Origin of the sequence: Thalassovita litoralis (assembly GCF_900182725.1) — a bacterium.
Lineage (GTDB): Bacteria > Pseudomonadota > Alphaproteobacteria > Rhodobacterales > Rhodobacteraceae > Thalassobius > Thalassobius litoralis.
Genome location: NZ_FXTO01000015.1, coordinates 58081 through 84311, shown reverse-complemented (window position 1 = coordinate 84311; position 26231 = coordinate 58081). Strand labels below are relative to the sequence as shown.

Annotated in this window: 27 protein-coding genes and 2 pseudogenes; 23 read left to right on the top strand and 6 right to left on the bottom strand. The window is 54.5% G+C overall.

From position 1 onward, the window contains the following. Positions 1–233: 233 nt before the first annotated feature. A pseudogene (locus tag FN828_RS20870) lies at positions 234–407 on the top strand (tyrosine-type recombinase/integrase); the annotation flags it as partial. 103 nt (positions 408–510) lie between these two features. Here FN828_RS20870 and FN828_RS12345 read toward each other — a convergent pair. From FN828_RS12345 to repC, 3 genes and pseudogenes are all read right to left on the bottom strand, one after another. After that, positions 511–864, bottom strand: a complete 354-nt coding sequence (locus FN828_RS12345) for a type II toxin-antitoxin system RelE/ParE family toxin (protein WP_142493783.1) — start codon at positions 862–864, stop codon at positions 511–513. Then, on the bottom strand, positions 851–1126 hold the full coding sequence (locus FN828_RS12340; RefSeq protein WP_142493782.1) for a ribbon-helix-helix domain-containing protein: 276 nt from the start codon (positions 1124–1126) through the stop codon (positions 851–853). Before FN828_RS12340 ends, FN828_RS12345 begins: the two co-directional genes overlap by 14 nt. Positions 1127–1190: 64 nt before the next feature. Further along, positions 1191–1397 (bottom strand): annotated as a pseudogene (gene repC, locus FN828_RS12335) (replication initiation protein RepC); the annotation flags it as partial. On the opposite strand from repC, the gene FN828_RS21010 reads away from it, so the two are divergent. Together FN828_RS21010 and FN828_RS12325 are read left to right on the top strand one after the other, a co-directional pair. Then, on the top strand, positions 1311–1826 hold the full coding sequence (locus FN828_RS21010; RefSeq protein WP_268987208.1) for a type II toxin-antitoxin system RelE/ParE family toxin: 516 nt from the start codon (positions 1311–1313) through the stop codon (positions 1824–1826). The pseudogene repC and the gene FN828_RS21010 overlap by 87 nt on opposite strands. Next, positions 1823–2116, top strand: coding sequence for a helix-turn-helix domain-containing protein (locus tag FN828_RS12325; RefSeq protein ID WP_142493780.1), 294 nt, complete (start codon positions 1823–1825; stop codon positions 2114–2116). Before FN828_RS21010 ends, FN828_RS12325 begins: the two co-directional genes overlap by 4 nt. A gap of 8 nt (positions 2117–2124) precedes the next feature. Here FN828_RS12325 and FN828_RS21005 read toward each other — a convergent pair whose 3' ends face one another. From FN828_RS21005 to FN828_RS12310, 3 genes are read right to left on the bottom strand one after another with little or no spacing between them, the layout of a single operon-like run. Further along, entirely contained in the window at positions 2125–2451 is a 327-nt protein-coding gene (locus tag FN828_RS21005) for an IS1096 element passenger TnpR family protein (RefSeq protein WP_185959011.1), read from the bottom strand. A gap of 57 nt (positions 2452–2508) precedes the next feature. Continuing rightward, positions 2509–3564 (bottom strand): ParB/RepB/Spo0J family partition protein, encoded by a 1056-nt coding sequence (locus tag FN828_RS12315; protein WP_142493779.1) that lies wholly within the window; start codon positions 3562–3564, stop codon positions 2509–2511. 59 nt (positions 3565–3623) lie between these two features. Beyond that, positions 3624–5018 carry an AAA family ATPase gene (locus FN828_RS12310; RefSeq protein WP_142493778.1) on the bottom strand — a complete coding sequence of 465 codons (1395 nt, stop codon included), beginning with the start codon at positions 5016–5018 and terminating at the stop codon, positions 3624–3626. Positions 5019–5473: 455 nt separating this feature from the next. On the opposite strand from FN828_RS12310, the gene FN828_RS12305 reads away from it, so the two are divergent. The 20 genes from FN828_RS12305 (at position 5474) to FN828_RS12205 (ending at position 26094) form a co-directional block, all read left to right on the top strand. Continuing rightward, positions 5474–6466 (top strand): replication initiator protein A, encoded by a 993-nt coding sequence (locus FN828_RS12305; protein ID WP_142493777.1) that lies wholly within the window; start codon positions 5474–5476, stop codon positions 6464–6466. Between the two features lie 20 nt (positions 6467–6486). Further along, entirely contained in the window at positions 6487–7056 is a 570-nt protein-coding gene (gene rfbC / locus FN828_RS12300) for a dTDP-4-dehydrorhamnose 3,5-epimerase (protein ID WP_142493786.1), read from the top strand. Next, positions 7053–8105 (top strand): dTDP-glucose 4,6-dehydratase, encoded by a 1053-nt coding sequence (rfbB, locus tag FN828_RS12295; RefSeq protein WP_142493776.1) that lies wholly within the window; start codon positions 7053–7055, stop codon positions 8103–8105. The genes rfbC and rfbB overlap by 4 nt, the downstream gene beginning before the upstream one ends. After that, positions 8102–8950, top strand: a complete 849-nt coding sequence (rfbD, locus tag FN828_RS12290) for a dTDP-4-dehydrorhamnose reductase (protein ID WP_142493775.1) — start codon at positions 8102–8104, stop codon at positions 8948–8950. Before rfbB ends, rfbD begins: the two co-directional genes overlap by 4 nt. Beyond that, positions 8947–9825, top strand: a complete 879-nt coding sequence (gene rfbA, locus FN828_RS12285) for a glucose-1-phosphate thymidylyltransferase RfbA (protein WP_142493774.1) — start codon at positions 8947–8949, stop codon at positions 9823–9825. Before rfbD ends, rfbA begins: the two co-directional genes overlap by 4 nt. 52 nt (positions 9826–9877) lie before the next feature. Then, on the top strand, positions 9878–10849 hold the full coding sequence (locus FN828_RS12280; protein ID WP_142493773.1) for a KpsF/GutQ family sugar-phosphate isomerase: 972 nt from the start codon (positions 9878–9880) through the stop codon (positions 10847–10849). Further along, positions 10846–11637 carry a 3-deoxy-manno-octulosonate cytidylyltransferase gene (locus tag FN828_RS12275; protein ID WP_142493772.1) on the top strand — a complete coding sequence of 264 codons (792 nt, stop codon included), beginning with the start codon at positions 10846–10848 and terminating at the stop codon, positions 11635–11637. Before FN828_RS12280 ends, FN828_RS12275 begins: the two co-directional genes overlap by 4 nt. Before the next feature lie 2 nt (positions 11638–11639). Continuing rightward, positions 11640–12476 (top strand): 3-deoxy-8-phosphooctulonate synthase, encoded by an 837-nt coding sequence (gene kdsA / locus FN828_RS12270; RefSeq protein WP_142493771.1) that lies wholly within the window; start codon positions 11640–11642, stop codon positions 12474–12476. A 357-nt stretch (positions 12477–12833) separates the two neighbouring features. Beyond that, positions 12834–13895: a polysaccharide biosynthesis/export family protein gene (locus FN828_RS12265; protein WP_142493770.1), complete on the top strand. Its 1062-nt coding sequence runs from the start codon at positions 12834–12836 to the stop codon at positions 13893–13895. Between the two features lie 7 nt (positions 13896–13902). Continuing rightward, a complete protein-coding gene (locus FN828_RS12260; RefSeq protein ID WP_142493769.1) occupies positions 13903–14340 on the top strand; it encodes an arsenate reductase/protein-tyrosine-phosphatase family protein in 438 nt (145 codons plus the stop codon). 66 nt (positions 14341–14406) lie between these two features. Beyond that, positions 14407–16569 (top strand): polysaccharide biosynthesis tyrosine autokinase, encoded by a 2163-nt coding sequence (locus tag FN828_RS12255; RefSeq protein ID WP_235891476.1) that lies wholly within the window; start codon positions 14407–14409, stop codon positions 16567–16569. 225 nt (positions 16570–16794) lie between these two features. Then, positions 16795–17163 (top strand): MarR family EPS-associated transcriptional regulator, encoded by a 369-nt coding sequence (locus FN828_RS12250; protein WP_142493767.1) that lies wholly within the window; start codon positions 16795–16797, stop codon positions 17161–17163. A gap of 14 nt (positions 17164–17177) precedes the next feature. Beyond that, entirely contained in the window at positions 17178–18044 is an 867-nt protein-coding gene (galU, locus tag FN828_RS12245; protein ID WP_142493766.1) for a UTP--glucose-1-phosphate uridylyltransferase GalU, read from the top strand. Positions 18045–18075: 31 nt separating this feature from the next. After that, positions 18076–19254: a nucleotide sugar dehydrogenase gene (locus FN828_RS12240; RefSeq protein WP_142493765.1), complete on the top strand. Its 1179-nt coding sequence runs from the start codon at positions 18076–18078 to the stop codon at positions 19252–19254. A gap of 284 nt (positions 19255–19538) precedes the next feature. Beyond that, the gene (locus FN828_RS12235) at positions 19539–20006 is read left to right on the top strand and encodes a hypothetical protein (protein ID WP_142493764.1); all 468 of its coding nucleotides are present in this window, start codon (positions 19539–19541) and stop codon (positions 20004–20006) included. Next, positions 19937–20863 carry a UDP-glucose 4-epimerase GalE gene (gene galE / locus FN828_RS12230; RefSeq protein WP_142493763.1) on the top strand — a complete coding sequence of 309 codons (927 nt, stop codon included), beginning with the start codon at positions 19937–19939 and terminating at the stop codon, positions 20861–20863. The genes FN828_RS12235 and galE overlap by 70 nt, the downstream gene beginning before the upstream one ends. 43 nt (positions 20864–20906) lie before the next feature. After that, the gene (locus FN828_RS12225; protein WP_185959010.1) at positions 20907–22154 is read left to right on the top strand and encodes a capsule assembly Wzi family protein; all 1248 of its coding nucleotides are present in this window, start codon (positions 20907–20909) and stop codon (positions 22152–22154) included. A 416-nt stretch (positions 22155–22570) separates the two neighbouring features. Continuing rightward, positions 22571–23695: a GDP-mannose 4,6-dehydratase gene (gene gmd, locus FN828_RS12215; RefSeq protein WP_142493761.1), complete on the top strand. Its 1125-nt coding sequence runs from the start codon at positions 22571–22573 to the stop codon at positions 23693–23695. Continuing rightward, complete coding sequence (fcl, locus tag FN828_RS12210; RefSeq protein ID WP_142493760.1) at positions 23695–24657, top strand: GDP-L-fucose synthase; 963 nt, start codon at positions 23695–23697, stop codon at positions 24655–24657. Before gmd ends, fcl begins: the two co-directional genes overlap by 1 nt. 15 nt (positions 24658–24672) lie before the next feature. Next, positions 24673–26094, top strand: coding sequence for a mannose-1-phosphate guanylyltransferase/mannose-6-phosphate isomerase (locus FN828_RS12205; protein ID WP_142493759.1), 1422 nt, complete (start codon positions 24673–24675; stop codon positions 26092–26094). Positions 26095–26231 lie beyond the last annotated feature (137 nt).

The window sequence follows — 26231 nt, the reverse complement described above, 5'->3', positions numbered from 1 at the left end:
CCTGCGCGACGAACAGTGTGATCCCAAAGTCGTCGAGAGCATCATGGCCGACGAGAAGAGCTGCTGAGGCAAGACGGCCCTCGGCGGAACCTTACGCTTCAAAACATCTCTGCGCAACAAGGTATCGTTCGCGAAATAGGTTAAAAACTCACTACCATAGCCGCCCGATCAGATCGCGGCTGATTTCCTTGCCGAAGATGAGACGAGCGCCCGATGGCAGGCGAGCCTCAAGTCGTCCCGCCCTGTTCTCAGGCCACAGCCTGCGCGCAGGTTTAGCGAGTTCCGCCGAAGTCGACGAACGTTGCGTCCAGAAGCAGCTGGGGCACGCCAGCGCCGAAATGACCCGCCGCTATCAACGGCACAGAGACCGGTTCCGGGTCAACCTGACCAAAGCCGCAGGGCCATGACGCGGTCAGAAAGGACAGGCTCGTGCGGATGCGTGCGCTCGGCAAGATCACACGCTCTGGCTTGGACCATCCCTTCCAGAAGGCCGTTCTGGATTTCGGAAAATTACGCCTCTTCCCCTGCGAGCATTCGTGCCAGCATGTGCCGGATGTGATCCTGTGCTCCGAAGAACAAAGCAATTATGATGACACAGCTTCGTTCTTCATCCGGCAAGAACCAGATGACGGTCTTTTCCAGGCGCACGAAGCGAAGGCCCACCCGAATATCGGGTCGCAACGTTCCCATGTAGGGCGATTGCGCCAACAGATTCACCGAAGCGCGGATCCCGCGGATCCGATCGCCCGCCCGTATGAGTGCGGCATCTGGCTCATCGCCCAACTCGACATATGAGCTCGCGAGATGGTCGAAGATCAGCTCGAAGTCCCATTCCGCTTCTGCGGAGAACTCAAGATCCCACATCGCCCGACTGCTGTTTGCGCGCAATCATCTGTTCGATCCGGGTATCCATGTCTGCAGACGAAATCCTTGGTCCCGACACGCGCCGGTCGACGAGTTGCCGCAACGCAGCCAGTTCCAATTCCTCGGCCTCGGTCTTTTGCCGAAGCAAATCAAGCCCATGCTGAAGGACGGAACTCAGGCTGGCATATTGCCCGGATTCAACGAGGCCACGGGCAAACCGATCTTGCGGGTCGGACAAAGAGATCGATGATTTCACAGTCATGCCAGTCCTCCTTTGACACCACGGTAGCACTTAGTAGCACCGCACTCAAGACAGGATCGCCGTCTTACGCCGCCTGTCCGCTCAGCCTGCCATAGAAGCTACGCTCGAGATGCAGCTCCCCTGCCCCGGCCTTCTCGACCATGCCGCGCAGATAGCCGCCCGGCGAGGAAACCTCGCCTGCACAATGTTTCTCGAAAACCAACGCCAGCGCCGCTGGCGCCACCTGTTTGCCCAAGCGCTCCTGCGCCACGTTCCAGGTGCCACGGCAGACGATGGCGTCAGTTGTCGTCTTGCGCTTCGGATGCGCAGACTATACGTCATTGACACATACGCCGCCGAAACCTATATGGGACTGAAGATGACACGATTGCAAACAGTGGTCGAACTGCCCGAATTCCAGAGGCGCGCCAAGGCAATCATGTCGGACCAGGAGCGGGAGGCCGCTATCAGCTTCATTGCCGCCAATCCGGAAGCGGGCATCTCTCTTCGTGGCGGATTGCGCAAGGTCCGCATCCCGAGAGAAGGGGGCGGCAAGAGCGGCGGCTTCAGGACGGTGTATGTCTTTGGCGGGACCCATATGCCGATCTTCCTGATCACGGTCTTCGCCAAGAATGAGAAAGCTAACCTGTCGAAAACCGAACAGGCCGCAGCAGTAGAGATGAGCAAGGCGCTTGTCGCGAAATATGGAGACGCAACATGAGTGCATTCGAATCCATCTCCAAGGGGCTGGAAGAGGCGCTGGCCTTCGCAGATGGCGACTTGGCCGGCGCGAAGGTCCATGAAGTTTCCGTGGTGGAAGTCGATGTCGCCGAAGTCCGGCAACGGACGGGCCTGTCCCAGGCGGAATTTGCCAAGAGCATTGGCGTCGCGAAGGGCACGCTTCTGAACTGGGAACATGGGCGCCGACACCCGACCGGCCCAGCACAAGTTCTTCTGGCCTTGATCGCCAAGAAACCTTCCGTTGTGCAGGATCTTTTGCGCGGAGTATGAACCGGGACCTAAGCCCCGATCCTCTTGATGCGGATCCCGAGCTTGCGGGCCTTGTCGACGATGTTCTCGGTGATGCCCGATCCGGGGGTGGCGATCAGACCTTGCGGCATGGTTTCGAGCATCTTGTCGTTGCGTTTGAAGGGAGCGGCTTTGCCCTGGCTCTTCCAGTCGGGTTTGAAGACCACCTGGGTGACACCACGGGTATCGGCCCAGCCCATCGCAACTTGCAGGACTTTATGCACCCGGTCCAAGCGCATCCCCACAGGCACACGCACAATGCGGGTAACTGTTGGAACAACCTCAACGAGGGTAATCTGGATTTCAGCAACAACCATGGCCGGTGTCTCTCACAAACCTTTCGCACGCGAAAGGTTTCGCATCAGAAATAGAGTCTAGGTGCGGGTTTTGATCCAATCTGTCAGATCCTGAAGCAGCTCCGGCGTAACCCCTGGGCCAGACAGAACCGCTTGCCCTTGGCCAACAGTAAGTTGGATGTCTTGTGCAATCTCGACGGGGGATGTCATCATGAAGCGCACTGGCTCAATATCGTCTCTATCCTTTGGTTTAGAGACTTTCGGTTTGAGTTTTGCATCCTTCACCCTGATCTGCTTTGCAAGCATTTCTTCAAGAAATGCTCGTTCGTCCTCCGCTGAGATGTAAGCCTTCCGGGATAACCCGTGATAGATATCCCGGAAAAAAATCTGATCTTCAGCGATTGCCTTCGAAAGCGCCAAGCCGAGGCGCTCCGGAATCTGGGAAGGGTAACGCAATACGCCATCCAGTCTTTCCACAAGTGGTATAAAGGATTTGATCTTTGATCGTCTGGAAAACGAGGCTGATGCAAACAGGCGCTGCAAGGCCAGCTTTTCTGTGTCGAACACCCCTGATCCCACAGCCTGAACGACAATCCGTGCGCGTTCATAAAAGGACAAATCTGCCCGAACTTCATTTTCCTCGACCATCGCGACATAAGCCGCAGAACGATCTTGTGGGACACGAAGTAGGGCCTGAACCGTCCCGAAACGCTCGGTTTCACCGGTTTCCTTAAGGAGCTCTTTAAGTGCATTCAGACGTCGCCAGCCAGAAATCAGACCGTATTTGTCTCGACCAAGGTCCATAACCTCAATCGGCGTTTGCTGTCCTCTGCTGCGTAGACTCTCCTTCAGCCCCGCCATTTCTTCCTCTGCGCAAACCAGACGATCCCGGATAAGGTGGTTTTCCTGAATCGCGTCCAGCGGCAATGAAAGGATCATTCGTCCTTCTCTTTGCGCAGCCTGTAGCTCTTCTTGTACTTTCTCAAAGGCTGCTGTCAGCGCGGCATCCCCAGCGACTTGGGCGATCGGAACACGGCCCGGCGCATTCTGGACACTGGGAATAGTTGCATCCTCAGAGTAGCTTGCGGAAAAAAAATCGGGCCGGGGGGGCGTCAGACGCTTACGTTTAGCCATTTACTGTTCCTCGTTTCAGCTCCGGCATCATTCCACCGATTGTGCCGCTCGGGGCAGTTTTATACCGCTTCAGCCATATCTTCACGTTCCAGTTCTTCACGGCGCCAAATTCCCAAGAGCAACCGTTTGAAAGCTGCGTAGGTCTGGTCAAATGTGGCGCGCCCACGCACATAGGTTTCACGATTGAAGTCCCGATAATCGGCTTCGTAAATTCCCATGGCTTGCTCCCCAGCCTGGCCGATCAATGCTGTGAAGTCCTGACGATGAGGGGACAAGGTTTCACCGAAATAAGCCTGCATCAATGCAGCGAGCTCGGCCTGTTGCGACGCGTCAAACCGCGTGATGACAGCACGGACAGCATCCCACTCAAAGCTGAGTTCGGGTTGCCCCAAAGCGCGGGCTGCCATGTTCTCGCCTTCCTCGATGCTTGCGAAAGTTGAGTGCAGCATATCAAAGAACCGGCCTGTTGAATCGAATTCTAGGAACGAGGCGCCGAGGGGGACCAGTAAAATATCTGCTGCAGCCAATCCATTGATCGTCAGGTAGCCAAGGGCAGGAGGGGTATCTATAAAGATCAGGTCATATGCCTCCAGCATACCGTCCTGTTCCAGTGTTTCTGTCAATGCATCCCAAAGCTTCCATCCTCGGCCCTGCATGCGCCAGACTGGGATTTGAAACTCAGCCCAATACAGGTTCAGCTGGGCACCAATCAGATCGATATTTGGCCAATGAGTCTTCTGAACCAGGTCCGGCGCTTTGACCTTCAGGGCTTCGACGAGCGTATCATCGATGGGTTTGGGATCGTCGCCTCTTTCAAGTCGGGAACGGTTTTCAGCTTGTAGGGATGTTGCATAGTGGCGTGCCAAAAGCGGGAAGACTGTTTGCCATTCATCCTCAACGCGGCCATTGAAGATAGAGGTCATCGATCCTTGGCTGTCGAGATCAATTACAAGTACGCGATACCCGTCCAGCGCAGCCGACATCGCCAGATGGGCTGCCGTTGAAGTTTTACCAACACCGCCTTTGAAGTTTGCAACCGCGACCAGTTTCGCTGGTAGTCCTTCTGGGCGGTAGGGGCGGTATTCTTTTGCCTTTGAACCTTCCGCAGCGAAATGCGCTCGCAATATGAGGACTTCCTCCATTGTGAACCATTTGGCCCCTCCTTCGGTTTCGGATGTACCTTGGGGAAGCTTGGGGTTCTGGCGCAAGACACGCCGAAAGTGGGCTTGAGCAACTGGGATCAGATAGCGGGTGATTTCCCAAGTTGAAAACCTGCGTAGTTCTTTCGAACCCTCCTCACTGAGCCCTCGACTTGCGAGATCTTCTCGCCCTTGCCGGCACCGTTCGGCGATCCGCGCGAAGCCTTCAGCACTCACGGATTTTCCCAGCTCTGTTCTCGCTGTATCTGGATTGATGTTGAAATAGGGCGGTAGCTCGAACCCGTCATTCGCCATGTCAGTACCTCTGATGTATCGCTTTTTATACGATATTATCAAAAAGTGATTACATCAATGATATTTCGTCACATTGCTGGAGGTGTTGTTATTAAGTAAGCTTTTTCAATGCTTTATGGGTGACTTTAATCAAAAGGTTTTGACATCATGGTATCGAACCAGATCTGATTTCTAGTTATTTTTATGTTATATATAGTTAAGGGATCATAACCCTAAAAATTCTGGCTTTATTTCGAATGAGTTGAAGCAGATTTTGTCCTCTAAGGTGAATCTGAAACCACGTTAAAGTGACTCTGAAACCACGCTGGAGTGAATCCGAAACCACGTCACAGACTGTGTGGTTTCTGGACGTGGCCTGTGGATAACTTTATGCTCAGTGTAATTGAAACCACGAAGCAGATTCGCCTCTGAGGATTTGGGAACAACCCGGGCCTGGAAGCGGGACAGGACAGGCCATGACAGTAGGTGGGCTTTTGCCTGACCATCACCCCACGGCAGATTTCTTTGTGTGCGATATTTTTGATGCCGCACCTAAGGATGACATGGGTTCTATGGAGCATCCGATGTTCACCCTGTCGACCCGACCGGATCGGCGTATGTTGTCTTACGAGCATAACGGGGTGGGCATTCAAGTGATCCCTTCGATGCGGGGTCTGGCGACAATACACGATAAGGATGTTCTGATTTATTGCATCAGCCAGTTGATGGCGGCGCTCAATGCGGGGCGGACCATTACGCGCAAGCTTCAGTTCAAAGCCTATGATTTGCTCGTTGCGACAAACCGTGAAACATCGGGCGATGGGTATAAAAGGCTGAGGGATGCGTTGGAGCGGCTGGCGGGAACCCGGATCACAACGAATTACGAGACTGGTGGTCAGGAAGTCACAACAGGTTTCGGGCTGATCGAAAGTTGGCAGATCGTGCGTAAGACTCGGGGAGGACGTATGATCTCGGTTGCCGTGACGCTGTCTGAGTGGTTGTTCCGGGCGGTGCTGTCCAAATCTGTGCTGACACTCTCACGGGATTACTTTCGCTTGCGAAAGCCTTTGGAGCGGCGTGTGTACGAGCTAGCCCGAAAGCATTGTGGGCGTCAGGCAGAATGGGTGGTCTCGGTCGAAACCCTCCTCAAGAAGTCTGGTTCCTCAAGCCCTAGGCGAGTGTTTCGCAAGATGCTCCGGGACATGATCGCTGCAGATGTCTTGCCTGATTATGAGATGCAAGAAGAACCCGGGGATTTGATCCGATTTGTACGGCGGGATGTGGTGGTCGCGGCGGGAACGGAGCCTGTTTTGTCGCAAGAAATTTTGGACCAAGTGCGTCAAGAACGTCCAGGTGTCGACGTTTATGCGCTACAGGCGGAGTGGCTGGAGCATTGGCGTCAGCGCGGGGCTATTCGGTTACACTCACCAGACAAGGCATTTGAGGGTTGGCTGGTCAAACGCGAGTGAGTGATGTTGGGGGGCGGATGATGAAAATCGAGCAGACTGTTCTTGAGGGGGTGTTGATCCTGACGCCTGCCCGTTTCGGGGATGAGCGGGGCTTCTTCTCTGAAAGCTGGAATCGCAAGCGTATGGAAGCCGCTGGTCTCGCTGTTGAGTTTGTACAGGATAACCACTCTTTGTCCGTGCAGGCAGGAACTGTGCGGGGGCTGCATTTCCAGACGCCGCCGCATGCTCAGGCCAAGCTTGTACGATGTGGTCGTGGGTGTCTGTATGATGTTGCCGTTGATATTCGTAAGGGCTCACCAAGCTATGGGCATTGGATCGGCGTCGAGTTGTCTGCTCAGAATGGAAAGCAGTTGTTGATCCCTGAAGGGTTCCTCCATGGGTTCGTCACGCGCGAGGCAAACACGGAGATCATCTATAAATGTTCGGATTACTACGCGCCTGACTGTGATCGGTCTGTACGGTTTGATGACCCGGAGATCGGGGTTGATTGGGGGATCTTACCTGAGCTTGCTGTTTTGTCAGAAAAAGACCGAACCGCGCCAACCTTGGCTGAGTGTTCTTCGCCTTTCATCTACGAGGCTCAGCTATGAAGCTGCTTGTGACTGGAGGGGCAGGGTTTATCGGTTCTGCTGTGGTGCGGCAGGCTGTGGCGGCAGGTCATGACGTCATTAATCTTGATGCGCTGACCTATGCTGCCTGTCTGGAAAATGTCGCAGCTGTTTCTGAACATCCGAGATATCAGTTTGAGCAGATTGATATCCGTGATGCAGAGGCGGTTGAGGATTGCATCAGACGGCATGCGCCAGATGTGATTATGCACCTGGCGGCAGAGTCCCATGTGGATCGCTCTATCGACGGGCCTGGTGTGTTTATCGAGACCAACGTGATCGGGACATATCATCTGTTGCAAGCGGCACGGGGCCTCTGGGAGCATCAGGGGAGGCCAGGCGGGTTTCGGTTCCATCATATTTCGACAGATGAGGTGTTCGGGTCTTTGCCAGAGGACCCATCGATCAAGTTCACCGAGGACACACCTTACGACCCGAGAAGCCCGTATTCTGCATCAAAAGCTTCTTCCGACCATTTGGTACGTGCTTGGCACGAAACCTATGGCTTGCCAGTCTTGCTGAGTAACTGTTCCAACAATTACGGCCCGTATCATTTCCCTGAGAAACTGATCCCGGTCATTATCCTCAATGCTTTGGCGGGAAAGCCGCTACCAATCTATGGCGATGGCTCCAATATCCGCGATTGGCTGTATGTTGAGGATCATGCCGATGCGCTCTTGACTGTGCTGGAGAAGGGCAGGGTCGGGCGCTCCTATAATATTGGCGGTGAAAACGAGCGCAGTAATCTGGAGTTGGTTCGGACCATTTGTGCCATCTTGGATGAGCTCCAGCCCCGGTCCGTTGGCACGTATACCGATTTGATTACATTCGTGCCGGATCGGCCCGGACATGATGCGCGATATGCAATCGATCCAGCCCGTATTCGTAAAGAACTGGGGTGGCGCCCCTCGGTTTCAGTTGAAGAGGGGCTGCGCCTCACGGTGCAATGGTATCTTGAAAACGAAAGCTGGTGGCGCCCTTTGCAGAAACGGCAGGGCGTTGGGGAGCGTTTAGGGGTTAGAACCGCATGAAAATCCTCGTATTCGGCAAAACCGGACAAGTTGCCACTGAGTTGCAAAGACAAGCCAAGGTCGTCGCCTTAGGGCGTGACCTGGTTGACCTGACAGACCCCTCTATATGCGCGGCTGTACTCGATGCAACAGATGCGGATGTTATCATCAATGCGGCAGCCTATACGGCTGTGGATCATGCCGAGTCCCAAGAGGCGGTAGCAACCCTGATCAATAGCACGACCCCACGGATCATGGCCGAGACTGCAGCCATTCATAAAATACCCTTTCTGCACATCTCGACCGATTATGTGTTCGATGGCTCCGGAGATGGCCAGTGGCGGGAAGAAGACCCGGTCAACCCGATCAATGTATATGGGCGAACCAAGCTGCGTGGCGAAGAGGGGGTCCGGGCGGCAGGTGGTGTGCATGCGATCCTGCGGACATCCTGGGTGTTCTCTGCGCATCGTAACAACTTCGTTAAAACCATGCTGCGCCTGTCCGAAACCGAGTCAGTTTTGAATGTTGTTGAGGATCAGATCGGCAAACCCACACCAGCAGCTGATATCGCGGCGACGCTGCTGAAGATGGCGGAAGCCCTGTGTGATGGGCATCCGGGTGGCACCTATCATTATGCGGGCAAACCCTGGACGAGTTGGAAAGCTTTCGCATGCGAAACATTTGCGCAAGCCGGGCGTCAGGTAGAGGTAAAGGGTATCCCTTCCAGCAGCTATCTGTCGGCTGCCAGACGTCCGCTCAATTCGCGACTTGATTGCTCACGGATTGCAGCGGATTTTGGGATTCGAGCGCCGGATTGGCGTGCAGGGTTGCGGGATGTGCTGACTGAGTTGGGGTATGCGAAATGACGCAACGCAAAGGGATCATATTGGCTGGTGGGTCGGGGACGCGCTTGTACCCGGTGACGCTCGGCATCTCCAAGCAACTTCTGCCACTCTATAACAAGCCGATGATCTATTACCCGCTGTCTGTTCTGATGCTGACGGGTATTCGGGAGATTGCAGTCATCACAACCCCTCAGGATCAGGAGCAGTTCCAACGTCTTTTGGGGGATGGGAGCCAATGGGGTCTGCAACTCACTTATATCGTGCAGCCCAGCCCCGACGGTTTGGCGCAGGCCTATATTCTAGCCGAGGAGTTTCTGGCCGGAGCGCCCAGTGCCATGGTCTTGGGGGATAATATCTTCTTTGGACATGGGTTACCGGAACTCTTGTGGGAAGCCGATGCGCAGCAGACGGGCGGAACAGTTTTCGGATATCATGTCACGGATCCGGAACGATACGGCGTTGTGGCCTTCGATGCGGAGGGGCAGGTGACGCAGATCATCGAAAAACCGGAGTATCCCCCTTCTCCTTATGCCGTAACCGGACTTTATCTTCTGGATGGAAGTGCGCCTGCGCGGGCCAAGAAGCTCACCCCTTCAGCGCGAGGGGAGCTGGAAATCACATCATTACTTGAAAGCTATCTGGAGGAGGGGGCTTTAACTGTCCGACAGATGGGGCGGGGCTATGCATGGCTGGATACTGGGACGCATGGCAGTTTGCTGGATGCCGGGAATTTTGTCCGCACGCTTGAAGAGCGTCAGGGGCTTCAGACCGGTAGCCCCGATGAGATCGCCTTTAATATGGGATGGATCGGACGCGATGCGTTGAAGGCGCGCGCAGAGCTCTTTGCCAAGAATGAGTATGGCAGGTATTTGCTTGGGCTTCTAAAGGAGCCGTAGGTGCCTCTTCTTCGCGGTTGATCGGTTCCCTGTCCTGTGACATTCCAGCCCCATGACACAGGATATGCTTTCTAATCGCGCAATCGTCACTGTCGCTCGCCAGGTTCTGGAGACCGAAGGGGCGGCTTTGCAACTTATGGCCAATCAACTTCCCGAAGATTTCTGCGCGGTTGTGCGCCTGATGCTGGCGACGACGGGACGCGTGATTGTATCCGGGATTGGTAAGTCGGGTCATATCGGTCGAAAGATTTCCGCGACTTTGGCCAGTACTGGTACGCCGAGCTTTTTTGTGCATGCGTCCGAAGCCAGCCACGGTGATCTGGGGATGATCACGCCGGATGATATTTGCATCCTTATTTCCAATTCCGGCGAGACGCAGGAACTGCGGGATGTCGTGGCGCATAGTCGACGGTTTTCTATTCCTTTGGTTGCGATCTCATCAAAGCTCAACAGCACTTTGATGCAGGCTGCTGATTACAAGCTACTTTTGCCGAAAGCGCCTGAAGCGTGCCCTATGGGGTTGGCACCAACGACGTCGACAACGTTGACGCTGGCCTTGGGGGATGCGCTTGCTGTGGCGTTGATGGAGCAACGTAATTTCAAACCCGAAAATTTCCGAACCTTTCATCCGGGCGGGAAGCTTGGGGCACAGCTGGCAACGGTGGCCCAGCTCATGCATACCGGAGACAGCATACCTTTGGTACCTATGGATATGCCTATGAAAGATGTCCTGTTGGTGATGACCTCGAAAGGATTCGGTGCGGCGGGTGCCGTTGAAGGCGGTGTCTTGCGGGGGGTCGTGTCTGATGGCGATTTGCGGCGTAACATGGAGCATCTGATGAGCTGTCGCGCTGCTGATGTGGCGACGCTGAATCCGGTGACAGTGTCCGGGGCTATGCTCGCTGCTGAAGCGCTTGCGATCATGAATGGGCGCAAGATTACAACTTTATTTGTTGTGGATGAGGCCGGTGTCCCGACCGGCATCCTCCACCTTCATGATCTCTTACGCGCGGGTGTCGCATGAAAACTGTTATTTTGATTCCGGCGCGTTATGCGTCGACCCGTTACCCCGGTAAGCCACTTGTGGAATTGGCTCTGCCTGATGGCGGTAGAAAAAGCCTGATCCGTCTGAGCTGGGAGGCTGCCATGCGCGTGCGCGGTGTATCTGAGGTTTATGTTGTAACGGATGATGCACGTATTCAGCATGCGGCTGAAGCTTTCGGTGCGAAAGTTATCATGACCAGCCCCGAATGTGAGAATGGGACAGCACGCTGCGCCGAAGCTGTCGCGCATGGGCATGTTGACGCCGATTTGGTGGTCAACTTGCAGGGCGATGCGCCGCTGACACCAGAATGGTTTGTGGAAGATCTGATTGCGGCCATGCAGGACGATACGGCAGCGCAGGTGGCGACCCCTGTTTTGCAATGTGATCCATTGACTTATGGGCATTTTGTCGAGGATCGCAAAGTCGGGCGTGTTGGGGGTACGACGGCTGTGTTCGATAGAAATGCACACGCGCTCTATTTTTCGAAGGAGGTCATACCCTATATCGACCCTGCGAAAGTGCCGGAGCGTGATATCCCAGTCTATCATCATGTCGGTGTCTACGCCTATCGCCCTTCTGCTCTTACGGCGTATACATCCTGGCCTGAGGGAGAACTCGAAAAGCGTGAAGGCCTGGAGCAGTTGCGCTTTCTTGAAAATGGACAGACCGTGCGCTGTGTGAATGTTGAAGGACGCGGGCGCGTGTTCTGGGAGCTCAACAACCCTGCGGATGTTCCGCGTATCGAAGCCGTTCTGAAGGAACTGTAAGCATGTCAGAGTCGAAGATCGTTACCGTTGGGGACATCGCAATCGGGGGGCAGAACCCGATCGCGCTCATCACCGGCCCCTGTCAGCTTGAAAGCCTGGATCACGCCCGAATGATGGCGGAAGCCATTAGTGAGGCCTGTGCGCCGACGGGTACGAGGTTCATCTTCAAAGCCAGCTATGACAAGGCAAACCGATCCTCTATCTCCACACAACGAGGCTTGGGAATGGAAAAGGGCCTCGAAATATTGGGGCGTATCAAGGAAGAGTTTGGTGTACCTGTGCTCACCGATGTGCATGACGCCAGTCAATGCGCACCTGCCGCTGAAATTTGTGACGTGCTGCAAATCCCTGCCTTCTTGTGTCGTCAGACCGATCTGCTTCTGGCCGCCGGTGAAACCGGTGCGGCGATCAATGTGAAGAAAGGGCAGTTTCTGGCTCCTTGGGACATGGATAATGTCGCAGATAAAATTGCCAGCACGGGCAATGAACGGATCATGCTCTGTGATCGTGGAACCTCTTTTGGCTATAACACGCTGGTGACTGATTTTCGGGGCCTGCCGATCATGGCCCGAACGGGCTATCCGGTTGTCTTTGATGCGACCCATTCGGTGCAGCAACCTGGTGGGCAGGGCACAACCAGTGGTGGCCAGCGGGAGTTTGCGCCGGTTCTTGCGCGCGCGGCCTGTGCGGTCGGGGTGTCTGCCCTGTTCATCGAGACACACCAGGACCCGGATCACGCCCCGAGTGATGGCCCCAATATGATCCCGGTGCAGGAGATGGGGCAACTGATCAAGACATTGCGGGCTTTCGATGCGTTGGCAAAAGGGATGCCTAGCTGAGGCATGGCCCCTTTTGATTCGTGATCTGGCTGCGGGCCACCCGCCGATTTGCGAAAACAGCGTGTATTTTCATATTTGCAGGGTGTCTTTTGACACCCTGAGTCACCCTATCGGCATGGGGCGATATCTTGCGGAACTCTTCCAAGAGTTGCGTATATGTGGCATATTTTCCGTGAATTCCGATCTCGAACTCCTGTTCTGCGGCAAAGCCTCAGGGTTGTGTGAAAAGAGATTTTTGCAACAAATCTGATAAAGTTTGCGGCTAGCAGCCATAAACGGTTTTCAAATTATGGTGTGCCCGTATGCTGCCACGCAACAAGAGGCAGGGCGCCCAGCAAGGTCAAAGAGTGGTACGGGATGAAGCGAGCAGTATTCACCATAGCTTTTATGTTTTTGGCAGCATGTTCGGATGGGTTTACAACCTTTCCGATAACGCGCGAGCAGCAGGAACAGTTGGATGAAAATGTTACCATCATCCGTCTGACTGAATCCAATATCAGCAGTTATATGGTTTCTGCGACACAGCCGCAGGCCGCCCAGGTGCTTGGCTCATCGCGTTGGGAGTATAAGCTTGGAGCCGGTGACATCTTGCATGTGACAGTTTTCGGGCATCCGGATTTGGGGGGCGTTGCCAATGGATCGGATAAACCGGCCTCGCAAACGGGCTTTACGGTGCAGTCCGACGGGCGCTTTTACTACCCCTATATCGGGGATGTGATTGCAGCAAACCGGACGGTTCAGGATGTGCGGGATGATATCGCCGGACGGCTGGCAAAATATGTGAATGATCCGCAGGTCGAGGTGCGGGTTGCGGAGTATAATTCTCAGCGTGTTTTCCTGAATGGTGAGGTGAAGGCTCCCAACACGCAAAGACTGAGTGTTGTGCCTTTGAGCTTGTTGGAGGCTGTCAATGCCGCAGGAGGGTTGACCGAAGATGCCGATCCGGGCCGGATTACCATTCAGAGGAATGGATATATTGCTCGTGTTGACCTGACTGGCTTCCTGGAGCGCGGCTATCGTCAGAATAACCCTGTTCTGCGCAATGGAGATATTGTGAACGTGCCGCCCCGGCGCACGCTTGAAGCCTTCCTGCTGGGGGAGATTTCCAAACCGAGCACGGTTGATCTCTCTAAAGAGCCGGTGACTTTGACGCAGGCTCTCACCCGTCAGGGTGGTCTGCGCGAGGCACGAGCCGACGCGCGTGGGGTCTTTGTCTTCCGCGCTGCCCCGGCAACCACCTATGTCTATCAGTTGGAGACCTCGTCGCCAGCGGGGCTGTTGCTCGGAACACGCTTCATGCTGGAGCCTGGGGATGTGGTTTATGTGACCCGCTCGCCGCTGCAGAAGTGGAACGATACGATTACGCGTATCTTGCCGACGGTCAACGCGGTCTATTCTGTGGACCGGATTGCGGAGTGAGACTCCGGTGCTGAACAATATACTTGTCGTCTGTGTCGGGAATGTCTGTCGATCTCCGGTTGGAGAAAGGTTATTGGCGCAAAGCTTGCCTGAAGCGCATGTTTCATCGGCGGGGATGGGGGCTTTGGCCAATCATCCCGCCGATCCGACGATGACCGAAGTCGCACAGTCGCATGGGTTGTCATTAGAGGGTCATACCGCTCGGCAGATTCAGGCCGATATGATCCGCGAGGCCGATCTTGTGCTTGTGATGGAGGCAGAACATCTCGCACATATGATGACGAAATGGCCCTTTGCATCTGGCAAAGTCTTTCAGTTTGACAAATGGAGCGGGGGCGCTGGAGTTCCTGACCCATATCGCAAATCTCATGAGTATCATGAGACGGTTTATAACCTTTTGGAACAAGCTGCTTCGGCTTGGATCAAGCGTCTGACGATACGGTAAGAGAGTATGAAACGACCCTTTCCCGCTGCGAAATCCTCGACTTCGTCAGCGTCTCAAGATGCAGCTATGATGGATGATGAAATCGATCTGCTGGAGATTGCCGGGCAATTCTTTCAAGGCAAGTGGACGATTGCTTTTTTCGTGCTGCTCTTTGCGTTTGTCGGGTTGGTTTATGCGGTCGCAAAGCCACCAGTGTATCAAGCGGATGCCTTACTGCAGTTGGAAGCGCGGGCGGGGCGTTTGGCGCTCCCGGAAGCGATGACGGAGCTTGTGGATAACAGCCCTGAAACGCAAACTGAAATTGAGATTATCAAATCCCGTTTGGTGCTTTCCCGTGCCTCTGCGATACTTGGGCTGGACCGGCGGATGACGCCGACCCTGATGCCCGTGTTGGGATCGGCGTTTCATAGGTACCCGTTTCCGCTCCCCGATTTCGAAGTTCTCCGGCCCTATATTCGCTATGGGGAAGGGGCTGCTCTGGAGGAATTGCAGGTTCCACCAGAATGGCTCGATACCGAGATTCTGCTTGTTTCCAAAGGACATGAGGCATTCGATATTTTCCTGCCGGATGGCCATCGCCTGAGGGGACAAGCGGGCATGTTGGTGTCCGACCCGAAATCCGGTTTCCGTGTCAAGCTTTCTGAACTGACAGCTGGGGTCGGGCGTGAATTCACCCTTGTACAGATCAATCAACTGGACGCGACCCGCTCTCTTCGGGAGGCCCTGTCGGTTTCCGAGCGGGGCCGTGGGACGGGGGTATTGGAGCTTCGGCTGACAGGGGAGTCGCCAGAAGAAACACAGTTGCGGTTGAATGCTGTGGCTGATGCCTATCTGCGCCAGAATGTTTCGCGCAGTTCGGCCGAAGCTGAAAGCAGCCTTGAGTTCGTGCGTGGGCAGCTTCCCGAGGCAGAACGGGCTGTTATGAAGGCGGAAGCTGCGCTGAATGCTTATCAGTCCGAGCAGCAATCGGTTGATATCGAGCTTGAGACACAGAGCTTGCTGGAGCAGATCAGAGCCCTCGAAAGCAAATTGCGTGAGCTGGATGCGCAAGAGCAAGATATCAAGGAACTCTATACCCCGAACCACCCGGTCTATCGTCAACTTCTGGCTGAGCGTGAGCGTATCGCCGCAGAGCTCGCGGAGCTGCGCAAAGCGACCAGCGCGCTGCCGGAAACCCAAAGGGAAATTCTCAACCTGACGCGTAATTTGGAGATTGCGCAGGCGGTCTATGTCCAGTTGCTCAACCGGGCTCAGGAGTTGAGCGTGTTGAAGGCAAGCAGCATTGGGAATGTGCGCATCATTGATCGTGCCCAAGGCAACAGCATTCCTGTTGAGCCGCGCCGGATGCGCATTCTGGCTCTGGCCTGTATTCTGGGGCTGGTGGTTGGGATGGGTGTTGTGTTGCTGCGCAACAGGCTGCGTCGGGATGTGACAAGCCCTGATGATATTCTGACATTGGGCTATTCTGTCTTTGCCACGATCGGACAGGTTGCGAGCAAGTACCAACTGCAAGGGCGACATTCCAAACCGAAGCTTTTGGCGATTGAGGATCCAACAGATTTGGCCGTCGAAGCGTTTCGCTCACTGCGTACGAGCCTGCACTTCAGCATGTTGGATGCGGAGCTCCCCGCGATCGCTATCACCAGTCCGGCACCGGAAGCGGGGAAAACTTTCGTCTCGTCTAATCTTGCCGTGGTGCTCGCTCAAACGGGTCAGCGTGTGTGCTTGATTGATGCAGACATGCGGCGGGGGGCTTTGCGGAAGTATTTCAACATCTCCAAAGGCTCAGTCGGATTGGCTGAGGTGTTGGCTGGCGATATCGAGCTTGAAAAGGCGCTTGTATTGGGACCTGAGCCGTCTTTGGCGATTTTGCCAAGCGGGAAGCATCCACCGAATGCGGCTGAACTGCTGATGCGGCCCAGCTTCAAACACACTCTGGAACGCCTCAAGGAATGGTTCGATGTCATTATCATTGACTGTCCGCCAGTGCTGGCGGTGACGGACCCTGTGATTATTGGCAAAACTGCTGGCACGCTTTTGGCGGTTGCTCGTCAGGATAAGACCAGTATGGGCGATGTACATGCAATGGAGGGCACTCTGGCCACCAACGGGTTGCAGGTTGCTGGCTTTGTGCTGAACGGGTTTGATCCAAAGCGTTTGAAGTCCCGCTATGGCTATAGCTACGGGTATGGTTATGGCTATTCCTATCAAAACCGGACTGAAAAGTAGCAGGCAACTGACCTGCATGGTTTGTACGCTCTTGCCGTAATTTTTTCAAATTCCGGGGCTAACTAAGGGTTGAATGTTGGCGATGACTTTGTCATCGTTCATTATTGAACGATATGGGTTTTCTGTCGTTAAATATCAGGCTCAAAAATCCCGAGGATGGCATCGTGCCACTCCTTGTGCGGTAGCCTGCAAGCCTGTCGTGTTTTGTATTGAGGGAAAGAGGCTATGAGGCGAACCGCACTACAAGAAGATATGCGGTATCGTTTGCTCAGGCTGCTCGACGAGAATCCGGAAATGAGTCAACGTCGGCTTGCGGAGAGTGCAGGGGTCAGTCTGGGTGCTGTTAATTACTGTCTGCAAGCCTTGATTGATAAAGGCATGGTGAAGTTGGGAAATTTCACCGCATCAGACGACAAGCGACGCTATGCCTATATTTTGACCCCGAAGGGAATACGGGAAAAAACAACCCTGACCGCGCGGTTTTTGAAGCGCAAGATGGCAGAATATGAAGCTCTCAAAGCTGAGATTGATACGTTACAAAAAGAACTGGAACTTGGCGCAGAAATGATGCCGATATTTCCGGATAAGACATGAGGTTTGGACGAGTAATGAATAAGATCACAAAAGCAGTTTTTCCTGTTGCCGGGTTGGGAACACGGTTCTTGCCCGCAACGAAAGCTATGCCGAAAGAGCTCCTGCCCATCATCGATAAGCCGATCATTCAATATGCCGTTGAAGAGGCTGTGGCGGCGGGCATCACGGATCTGGTTTTCGTTACAGGCCGCACCAAGCGTGCGATTGAGGACCATTTTGACGCGAATCCCGAGCTGGAGCGTGAGTTGCGGGATAAGGGCAAAGATGATGTGGCGGATATGATCTCGGAGATTGTCCCGTCTGGGGTCAATTGCATATTTATTCGTCAGCATCGGGCGCTGGGGCTGGGCCATGCTGTTCTGTGTGCTGAATCTGTAGTTGGGCCAGAGCCGTTCATGGTCTTGCTTGCGGATGATGTTGTCCGGGGCGGGGTGAGCCCGACGCAAGCCTTGGTTGAGGCTTATGAGAAATCTGGCAAGAGCCAGTTAAGTGTCATGACTGTGCCTCAGGAAGAGGCTTCAAAATACGGGATGGTTGTGCCCGGTGAGGATGCGGGGAGTGTGGCTGGGCTTATTGAGAAGCCTGAGCCTGAAGATGCGCCCTCTTTGCAGGCGTCAATCGGTCGCTATGCTTTAGAGCCGGAGATTTTCGCTCTGTTGCGGGATCAAGCACCTGGAGCTGGTGGTGAGATTCAATTGGCTGATGCGATTAACCGTCTGGCGCAGGCTGGTCGTGTGGAATGTGTGCCACTTCAGGGATCGCGCTACGATTGCGGGTCCAAATTTGGTTATCTTGAAGCTATCGTCAACTTTGCTTTGGATAATCTGGAGTTTCGGGATCGCTTTGGGGCCATGCTGGCTGAACGGCTGGTCAAGGGCTGAGCGTTGCGGGCGTATCCCGTGTCTGTTTACAATGACTGAGAAAACCAAAATCACGGTTGTTGGGTTGGGCTATGTCGGGATGTCTCTGGCTGTCCTGTTGGGGCGCACTCAAGACGTCGTAGCACTTGATATCGACCCGGAGCGTGTGGAGCGTGTGAACGCCGGCTCTCCAACTGTTGCCGATAGGTTGATGGAGCAGGTGATGGCATCTGAAATGCTGTCACTGGTTGCAACCCTTGATCCAGAAGTCGCGTATCGGGATGCTGAGTTCATCATCGTCGCCACGCCAACGGATTATGACCCTCAGAAGAACTACTTTGATACCAGTTCGGTTGAACAGGTGATTGAGCAGGCGCGGCAATACAATCGGACTGCGACGATTGTCATCAAATCCACGATCCCGGTTGGGTTCACGGCTGAAATGCGGGTTGAGCGCGGAGATGAGAGGATTGTCTTTTCGCCAGAATTTTTGCGCGAAGGTCAGGCTCTAGAGGATAACTTGCATCCCAGCAGGATTATCGTGGGAGACCGAAGTGCAGAGGCAGAACGTTTTGCCGCTCTTCTGAAAGAGGCCTCTTTGGAGCCTGATGTGCCCGTGTTGTTGACAGGATCGACAGAGGCGGAGTCGATCAAGCTCTTTGCCAATACCTATCTTGCGATGCGCGTGGCGTTCTTCAATGAGCTAGACAGTTTTGGGCTGTCGCGAGGGCTGGATGTGCGTGAGATCATCGAGGGTGTTTGCCATGATCCACGTATCGGCGCGGGGTATAACAATCCTTCCTTTGGATATGGTGGATATTGTCTGCCGAAGGACACTAAGCAGCTATTGGCCAATTACGAAGATGTCCCGCAGCATATTATCCAAGGCATTGTGGATGCGAATTCGGCGAGAAAAGATTTCATTGCGAACGAGATACTGAAGCGGGATGCGAAGGTTGTGGGGATTTATCGTCTCGCTATGAAGCAAGGCTCAGACAATATGCGCAGTTCAGCCATTCAGGGGGTCATGAAACGCCTGAAGGCCAAAGGCGTTGAAGTGATTGTGTATGAGCCTTTGCTGACGGATGAGCGCTATTTCAATTCTGAGGTTGTGTGTGATCGGGAGACTTTTTTTGAGAGAGCTGATCTGATCGTGAGCAACCGGATGGAAGATGGTCTAGGGGGGGTGCGCGGAAAAGTATTCTCGCGGGACCTCTTTGGATTAGGTTAAAAATTTGGGTGGATGGCCGTACCCTAGGTGCTTGATCCCAAGGTTTGAATGGAAGGAAGCACTATGGGACAAGTTCGTCATGGCAGCGCCACGACCCGCAGGCGGTCAGAGCAGCAATACAGCGATCGCGCAGCTGAGTCGGGAGATGGAGATCAACCCTAAGACTGGTTTATGAGTGCGATGCAATGTAGCTGGATCAGTTCGTATCTGCGAGATGAATTGGCTGGGAGTGATGCGAGAAAGAGCGCACTGCGTCAAGGCATGGTTGAATGGGCGCATGAAAAATGCTGAATCGCGGCGTCACGACGCTCAGAGCCATGTCGGCCGCAATGGTCACCCAAGCGTTCGGTAGTCTGACAAATTTCGTGTTCAACTTTTATCTTATGCGGACGATGGTTTTCGAAGAGTTCGGGCTGTTTGGAATTGGGTTTGCCATCGTTATGGTCCTGAACGGCTTCTGGCAGGGGTTCTTCACCACGCAGTATATCGTGCTCGCTCCCGGCGAGGATCATGTTCGGTTTCCCGCACAGGTCTACGCCGCGATGATGCTGACCTCTGCTGGAGCGGCGGCGCTCGTCGTAGCTACTGCGGCGGTCCTCCAGCACTTTGCCGGTATTGGTCTCTTCGTGCTGGGTATCGGCTTTTCGGCCATCGCCTTTTCCCTCAAGGAGTTTCACATCCGCTGTGCCTTCAGCGCGGGTATGTCCCTGTCACTTTCGATAATCTGCTTACAGGCTGGGAAGATGCTGTAAAATTCGGGCCTTTTGAGCAAGGAGACTTGCTCGACAATGCCCGTCTTCAGGATGTTTTCAACAGGTACAGACCTGCTGCTGTCATGCATTTTGCGGCTCTCTCCCAAGTTGGGGAAAGCATATCAGACCCGGGTAAATATTGGCTTAACAACGTTTGTGGGTCTCTTAACCTGATTGAAGCCGCTGTCGCCGCTGGCTGCCAGAATTTTGTCTTCTCCTCCACCTGCGCCACTTACGGTGAACAGGATAATGTCGTTCTGAATGAAACCAGCCTTCAGCAACCGATCAATGCCTATGGGGCGTCTAAGCGAGCGATTGAGGACATGTTGCGTGACTTCGGGGCGAGCCACGGCCTGCACTCTGTCATTTTTCGATATTTTAATGTCGCGGGTGCTGATGAAGATGCCGAAGTTGGTGAGTTTCACCGTCCCGAGACACATTTAATCCCGCTCATCCTTGATGCTATTGATGGCAGGCGTGATGCTCTGACGATCTTTGGCACGGATTACAACACACCGGATGGAACCTGCATCCGGGATTACGTGCACGTAATGGACCTCGTTGAGGCGCATCTTCTGGGTCTGAAATGGCTGCAAGCAGGGAAAGGCAGCCGAGTTTTCAATTTGGGAACGGGGGACGGGTTTTCTGTTCGAGAGGTGATGGACGCAGCTGCGCGTGTCACAGGGCGCGAAGTGCCATACACGGAAGGTCCCCGCCGGGCTGGCGATTGTACCAAGCTCGTTTCAGGCTCTATCAGGGCGCGTGATGAACTGGGTTGGGAGCCGAAACGGTCAACGCTTGACCAAATGATCACAGATGCCTGGCGCTGGCACCAGACAGGGCTTTACGTAAAGTAATCCAAGCGTGTACCATTATTAAAACATGAGGAGCGGGGGTAGTATGGCGCGTTTCATGAACAAAGGCGGTTTACCAGCTGTTTTGGGTATCTCCCTGCTGACGGTTTGGAGTGCTTCCACGGTTTATGCCCAAGAAGGGGTGCTGAGCACAGATGCTTGGCTTGTTTTGCGTTCGGACAAAGTTCTTGGGCAACGAGAACGGTTTGGCACTCTGTCTGAAACGGCAGCAGGGGTTGGCGTCGGATATAGCCTCGGCAGTATGTCATCGCGCTTCGTTCTGAACTTCGACGATGAAAATGACCTCACGTTAGATGGATCGTTTATCCAATACACGGCTGGTATTGCCACATTTGGCGTTGGGGCGGTTGATCGGCATTGGTCCTATTCGCCACGCACCTCGCTGATCCTGTCTTCCAATGCACGTCCTACGGCTTCGGTTTACATGAAACTCGATGCCGATGAGGCTCCTCGCGCACGGTTTTTGTCTTGGATGGGGCCGTGGTCCTTTGAGTTTTTCAACGGCGTGACGGAAAGCAGCGTAAATCCTGACGACTCGATGGTGATGGGTATGCGATTGACCATGGCCCCTGTCGCAGGGCTTGAACTGGAGTTTGTTCGTACGGCGCATTGGGGTGGCTCAGGTTACGATAGCGGTTGGTCGGGTTTTACCGACGCGTTGTTTGCCAATACGAATGAAGGCTCAGCCGCAAATATCGATCAACTCGCGGGCATCGGATTTTCCTACAAGCTGCCGGAAACCATTGCCCCGATCAGGCTATACGGCCAAATCATCGGCGAAGATGAAGCTGGCGGTCTTCCAAACTGTTTCATGCATCTGGCGGGATTGGAATGGACGGGGGCGATCTCGGGTCGGCCTACCGTGCTTGGGCTTGAATATGTGGATACACGCATCAAGCGGACCTCTGGTGGGTATTGCGGCCCCAACACGGCCTATAACAACAACACCTATCAATACACGAATGATGATGTTGTCATGGGGGCACCCATCGATACGGAAGGCACCTCGCTGGAAGTTTTCGGTGTTACGCAGCTTTCCCCGATCCTGAACCTTGATTATTCGCTGGGATATGTGGTCGTGAATGATGCGAATTGGGGTGGGCACCGTTTGTCCTCGACACGCGAAGAAGGCTGGACTGGCTCGGTTGGCTTGTCTTGGCAACGAGACGCACTGCAAATCCGTGGGGGCCTGTCTTATCAGGAGTTTGATCTCGACCGTGCCGACATTCCCAGCGGGGTCAGTGTTGGTGTTGCGGCATCCATGAGCTTCTGAGCGCCGTATCTGAAGAGCAATCTTGATATGACTGCTTCGAGTTTCCGTTTTCTCCGGAAAGATATTTTGTGAAAATTTCTGTTGTAACGGCGGTCTATAACCGGGCCGCGACCATTGGCGAGGCTATGCAGTCTGTTCAAAGCCAGACTGGCGTGGATATCGATGGGGTTTACGGTGATTTGGATTATGTCTCCGCGCAAGATACATCGCGGATTGTACGACATTGGCGTTCTGGGGCGTATCGGCCTGGCAAGTTGAAGCGCGGGTGGGGCAAGCAATCGTAGCCTGAGTAATCTCATCCAGAAAAGCCGCGAAGATTTTCGAGCCATCCGACGCAATCGTGCGGGTGGTGTCGGTACCCTCTTCATGAAAAATGCCTCGAAACTGGGGCAATTCATCCCCAAGGGATAATACACATGTCAAAACGAGCACTTATCACCGGTATTACCGGGCAGGATGGATCTTATCTGGCAGAATTTCTGCTGGAGAAAGGATATGAGGTCCATGGGATTAAGCGTCGAACATCTTTGCTCAATACGGGCAGGATTGATCACATTTACCAGGATCCGCATACGCCAGACCCAAAGCTCAAACTGCATTACGGAGATTTGACGGACAGTTCCAACCTGACGCGCATCCTGCGTGAGGTCGAGCCGGATGAGGTCTATAATCTCGGAGCGCAGTCCCATGTGGCCGTCAGTTTCGAAGCTCCTGAGTATACCGCGGATGTGGACGCGATGGGGACGCTGCGGCTGCTGGAAGCAATCCGTTTTCTGGGACTTGAGAAGAGGGCACGTTTTTATCAGGCTTCTACCTCTGAGCTTTATGGTCTGGTGCAAGAAATTCCGCAGACTGAGAGAACCCCGTTCCATCCACGTAGCCCCTATGCCGTCGCCAAGCTTTATTCCTATTGGATCACGGTGAATTACCGCGAGGCCTACGGGATGTATGCCTGCAACGGCATTCTCTTTAACCATGAGAGCCCGAGACGTGGGGAGACCTTCGTGACGCGCAAGATCACCCGAGGGCTCGCTAATATTGCTCAAGGTCTCGAAGAGTGTCTCTATATGGGCAATATCGATGCTCTGCGTGATTGGGGACATGCGAAAGATTATGTCCGTATGCAGTGGATGATGCTGCAACAGGAGCAGGCGGAAGATTTTGTGATTGCCACCGGGGTCCAATACTCCGTGCGGGAGTTCATTATCTGGACGGCCGCTGAGCTTGGGCTGACACTTCGGTTTGAGGGCGCAGGCTTGGATGAGAACGCGGTCGTGGAAGCCGTGAGGGGAGAAGCCGCGCCTGCAGTGAAACCGGGAGATGTCGTGATGCGGATTGACCCACGCTATTTCCGTCCGGCTGAGGTCGAAACCTTGCTTGGAGATGCAACCAAAGCCAAGGAAAAGCTGGGCTGGGAGCCAGAGCTTACCGCGCGGCAAATGTGCGCTGAAATGGTGAGGGAAGATTTGAAAGCGGCCCGCCGACATGCGCTCTTGAAACAACATGGATTGGACTTGCCCGTGTCCTTGGAGAACGGCTGATGCGGATTTATGTTGCAGGCCACCGTGGCATGGTGGGCAGTGCCATTCTGCGCCAGTTGGAGGCGCAGGGTCTGGATGAGTTGATTACGCGCAGTTCTGCAGAACTTGATCTTACGGATCAAAGCGCGGTTGCGGCCTTCATGCAGGAGGTGCGCCCGGATGCGGTGATCTTGGCTGCGGCCAAAGTTGGGGGTATTCTGGCGAATAATAGCTATCCGGCTCAGTTCATTTATGAAAATCTGATGATGGAGTGCAACGTTATCCATGCGGCTTGGAAAGCCGGTGTTCAGAAACTACTGCAACTGGGGTCTAGCTGTATCTATCCCAAGCTGGCAGCACAGCCGATGGCGGAAGATGCGTTGCTGACCGGACAGTTGGAGCCAACCAATGAGCCTTACGCGATTGCGAAGATTGCCGGGATCAAGCTCTGTGAAAGCTACAACCGGCAATATGGCACAGATTACCGTTCGGTTATGCCCACCAATCTTTATGGTCCGGGCGACAATTTTCACCCTGAGAATTCACATGTGCTGCCCGCTCTTATCCGGCGCTTTCATGAGGCTGTTCGCGATGGGCAGGAAGACGTGGTGATCTGGGGAAGCGGCACGCCCCGGCGTGAATTTTTGCATGTCGATGACATGGCGGCAGCATCGCTGTTTGTCATGGGGTTGGATCGGGTCAAGTATAGTCAGGAAACCCAGCCGATGCTGAGCCATATCAATGTTGGAACCGGCATAGATGTCACGATCCGTGAATTGGCTGAGACTGTCGCCCGTGTGACTGGATTTGCAGGCCGGCTCAGTTTCGATACCAGCAAGCCGGATGGCACCCCGCGTAAGCTTTTGGATGTCAGCCGTCTCAAGCGTTTGGGTTGGCAGGCGACAATCCCCCTCGAAACCGGGGTCAAGGAAACGTATGAGTGGTTCTTGAACCAGGCCCCCGATGCACTTCGGGCGAAATAGACGACAGGACTTTCGATGATTACCCCTATTCTCCTTTGCGGTGGTTCCGGTACGCGGCTCTGGCCGCTGTCCCGTAAGAGCTATCCCAAGCAGTTTTCGCCCTTGGTGGGAACGACGTCGCTATTTCAGGCGTCCGCACAACGGCTTTCGGGGCCGGAATTCGCAGCCCCAATGGTTCTGACCAATGCAGATTTCCGCTTCATCGTCACTGAACAGATGACTGAAGTCGGCATTGATCCCGGTGCAATTTTGATTGAACCGGAGGGGCGCAATACGGCCCCGGCTATTCTGGCCGCCGCGCTTTGGCTGGAAAAAACCAATCCTGATGCGCTGATGCTTGTGGCCCCTTCCGATCACGTTGTGCCTGATGCCACTGCCTTCCGGGCGGCAGTCGCCGCAGGCCTGCCCGCCGCCAAGGCTGGTCAATTGGTAACATTCGGCATTCGCCCGACCCATGCAGAGACCGGGTATGGCTATCTGGAACTGGCAGAGAACCCAGGCGAATGCGAGGCGCGTCCGCTGAAACTGTCGCGCTTTGTGGAAAAACCGGATGCAGCACGGGCGAAAGAAATGCTGCAGGCCGGAACTTACCTGTGGAATGCAGGCATTTTCCTCTTTTCGGTCAAAGCCATTCTGGCTGCGTTTCAGGCACACGCATCTGATCTCATGAAACAGGTTGGTCAGGCCGTTGAAGATGCCCAGACGGATTTGGGTTTCCTGCGCCTGGCACCGGAGCCGTGGGGCCGGGCCGAGGATATCTCGATTGACTATGCGGTGATGGAGCGGGCTGAAAACCTGTCAGTTGTTCCCTTTGCTGCGGGCTGGTCCGATCTCGGTGGCTGGGATGCGGTCTGGCGCGAGACCAATCCGGATGCGCACGGTGTGGTGACACATGGCCATGCGACAGCTCTGGATTGCGAAGACAGCTTGCTGCGCTCTGAGGATCAGCGGCTGGAACTGGTTGGGATCGGGCTGAAGAATATTATCACGGTTGCGATGCCGGACGCGGTGCTGGTGGCGGATGCCAGCCGTGCGCAGGATGTCAAACAGGCGGTTGCAGCGCTCAAGGCCAAGCAGGCCAAACAGGCGACGGCTTTCCCGAAGGATCATCGTCCTTGGGGTTGGTTCGAAAGTTTGGTGATCGGCAACCGTTTTCAGGTGAAGCGCATCGTAGTGCATCCCGGCGCAGCCCTGTCCCTGCAGTCGCATCATCACCGGGCGGAGCATTGGATCGTTGTGGAAGGCACGGCCAGAGTGCAGATTGACGAGACGGAGCAACTTGTCACAGAAAATCAATCTGTCTACATTCCTCTCGGGGCTAAGCACAGGTTGGAAAACCCGGGCAAAGTGCCGATGGTCCTGATCGAGGTGCAAACGGGTTCCTATCTCGGTGAGGATGATATCATTCGCTACGAAGACATCTACTCACGGAACTAATTCTGCTTCGTAGCAGTGATGCAGGCCCCCGGTTTCCCCCGGGGGCCTTTTGCTTTTGGGCTGTTTTTCACAACATTGACGGTTCAGCCATTGTTCAGCCCCGGCAAACTGCGATATCCCTTGCGCCGGACAGGGCC